The organism is Algibacillus agarilyticus (assembly GCF_003286125.1).
GTDB classification, from domain to species: domain Bacteria; phylum Pseudomonadota; class Gammaproteobacteria; order Enterobacterales; family Alteromonadaceae; genus Algibacillus; species Algibacillus agarilyticus.
In genome coordinates this window covers 1-2,623 of record NZ_QMED01000064.1, presented here as the reverse complement: position 1 = coordinate 2,623, position 2,623 = coordinate 1, and the positions used below count along the sequence as shown (strand labels likewise).

At 37.7% G+C, this 2,623-nt stretch carries 3 protein-coding genes and 1 pseudogene; 2 read left to right on the top strand and 2 right to left on the bottom strand.

Translation table 11 applies throughout. The features are described 5' to 3' along the window. Window positions 1-501 (bottom strand): IS110 family transposase (locus DPX34_RS21455; protein WP_157964591.1); only part of this gene is annotated, 501 nt, incomplete at its 3' end. A 362-nt stretch (window positions 502-863) separates the two neighbouring features. Here DPX34_RS21455 and DPX34_RS21450 point away from each other — a divergent pair. Beyond that, complete coding sequence (locus DPX34_RS21450; RefSeq protein WP_111980445.1) at window positions 864-1,574, top strand: DUF6602 domain-containing protein; 711 nt, start codon at window positions 864-866, stop codon at window positions 1,572-1,574. Between the two features lie 121 nt (window positions 1,575-1,695). Next, window positions 1,696-2,310: a hypothetical protein gene (locus DPX34_RS21445; protein WP_111980444.1), complete on the top strand. Its 615-nt coding sequence runs from the start codon at window positions 1,696-1,698 to the stop codon at window positions 2,308-2,310. A gap of 50 nt (window positions 2,311-2,360) precedes the next feature. Here the strand turns inward: DPX34_RS21445 and DPX34_RS22170 are convergent. Further along, window positions 2,361-2,623 (bottom strand): annotated as a pseudogene (locus tag DPX34_RS22170) (IS110 family transposase); the annotation flags it as partial.

Genomic DNA, 2,623 nt, shown 5'->3' with positions numbered 1-2,623 from the left:
ATAATTCTTCAACGTTGTGGTGATTTTATTTGTTAAATCTACACGGTCTTGCACGAGTTTACGACGATATTCAACCAGTTGGGCAAGCGACCTGACACTTTCGGTATCGGGTGTAATGACGCTCAATTTAGGCATATGCTGCTGTAATATTTCTAATTGGATAGCCGCGTCTGTTGGATCGTCTTTAGCCCCACTGAGTGTAAATGCCTTTCGGTATTTTGCTACGGTAGAGGGGTTTATAGTAAACAATACGATATGCTGAAATTTACTGAGCGCATAAATTAAAGGGCCTTTTTTTAATTCACAAGCGACAGCAACGGGTTGACCATTATATTTTTGTTTTAAAGTATTCGCCCAAGCATTAATAGCTTCTGGTTTTGAGGAAATAACGGTAAAAATGGGTTTGTCGCTTTTCTGTTCGAGTTCACAAACGTCGTGTTTACGATCTGCCCAATCGATAGCGATAAGGGCGGCAAAATCAGTAGGATTAAAAACTTTCATTTTTGACCTCCAAAGCGTAAAGTTAACCATGGAATATGGCAGTGGTATTGTTTCTCGCAGGTCTTATAGATAGTCGATATAGACGGCAATCCCTGAGTATGCGTATTGAAACAAGTGACTTCTGTTGCTCCGAAAGTCTTGTTATAAGCATCGAATGTTTTCGCTCAAATATTCGTAAGCAACAGAAGCATATTCCACCTATTAATAAGTTAGGTAAACTGATTAATTAATGGAACGGAGCAACTATAAGTTGCTTAAAAGGACAAATAACAGTTGGCTTTTGTTCGTTGCACTCACTATTTTAGCCAACCATTATTCGCCTCTTAGCAAGGCGTTAGCACCCCGTACATTTAAGGATCGGAATGAACACAAAAGTATTTCAGAAGTATTGTGAAAACTCACTAAAAATACTCAATAGTAAGTATGAAGCAACAAAAGTGTTAAATCACAATGCAACTGCCGGTGCAGCAAGAGAGCAAATTCTTAAGGATTTCCTTTCTGATCACCTTCCAGAACTCATTACCGTTCTGTCAGGACAAATATTTGACTCTGAAGATAATTATTCGAAACAACAAGATATTGTTCTTGTGCTAAAAAGTATGCCTAGATTGCAGTTTGCAAGTGATAACGACTTAATTTTTCAAGAGGGAGTTGTCGCTACAATGGAAGTGAAAACCACTTTGAACTTGAATGTCTTAAAGTCAATTGGTGATAATATAGCAAGTGTTAGAAGCCTAAAATCAGCTTCATCAGTAGGCGCGCAATTGGGTGTTACTCATAATTGGCCGACCCAAAAGATATTAACCAGTATTGTTACATATGGTGGTTCTCGATTAGAACTAATATTAGATCAACTTGCACAGTTAGAACCTGAACAAAAACCTGATCTGCTATTAGATTTGAGCCAAGGTCTATTAATTAGAAACCATGGCTTGCTTGTTACTGAGCAAGGGACAACAGATTATTTATTAGAGAGTGATGCAGCAGTTGGGTTCAAGTTATTTCTTACATTTATGACAGAAATTACTGGAACGTTGTCTGCTAGAGGCGTTAGTTGGAGGAAGTATATATAAAAGTGCTAACAAGTTGCTGCAGTCGGACTCGTCAAACTGTCACTTTTTTTGCCATAAACCCGGCAAAAAAGCGCCAGTTTAACTCACCGCTGAGCAAGGCGTTATAAGCCACAAGGATAGTATGAAGATTGTTTTAAAGTTTATTGGATTAATTTGGGCTGTTTCATTTTTCTCATTTTTCATCCTTTCTTTCTATTCAGGCACTGGTGGTGAAATACCTCCTATCGCTCAAGAGTATGTAATCAATTTTCAGGGCTTATTAGAGTCTTTTTTAACCTCTCACTGGTTTTTTATCGTTTTTGTAGCTGGTTGGTTTGGTGTCTCTTATACGTTAGGAAAAGAAAGTGGATGGCAAAATTTAGCTAAAAAGTATGGAAATAATAAATACGATAATCCAGATGAAAATTTCCAAACTGGAAATGGGTATATCGGCAAAACAAGGCATAACGGTTTTTTGAAAGTTGCAGCAAACAGCAACGGAGTTTATTTAAGAGTACTTTTTCCTTTTAAGTTTGGTCATAAAAACTTATTTATTCCTTGGCAAAACATTGAAGCTATTACATCGGAAAGTGGTTTGTTTTCTGATAAAACGCCTAGTTTTCTTAAGCGAGTGGGTAAATTAATTTCTAGCACTGAGTACTTAAATATTAAATTGCACCAGTTTCCAGAGCAGCGGCTAACGATTCAAAGCACTGAACAACTACTTGGTTTTATACCAAAAAACATTAAGAAATAGGTGTAGGGTAAGTGGCTTATAACAACACGCCCTGAGGTGGACAGCAAGCATTAAGTTTTACTTTCTACCGCATATTTTAAGAGCGGTGAACCCTTACTTTTCAAGGCTTCTAGATAGGTTGATTCATCATATGCGGTGCTGGTTTTCCAGCACCGCAATAATTATATCCTGATCCACTTAAATGCCAACGCTCTGATGATGGTATTATGCGGTTTTCCTTTCGCTGCTTGCTGTTGATAATAAGCTTTAACCCAAAACGAATATCGCACCGATTGACCAGCCCATTCAACAAATGTTTGCCGTAAAAATGTTG

Coding starts and splice junctions, on each gene's coding strand:
- DPX34_RS21450 (WP_111980445.1), top strand. CDS start 864: ATGAACACAAAAGTATTTCAGAAGTATTGTGAAAACTCACTAAAAATA.
- DPX34_RS21445 (WP_111980444.1), top strand. CDS start 1,696: ATGAAGATTGTTTTAAAGTTTATTGGATTAATTTGGGCTGTTTCATTT.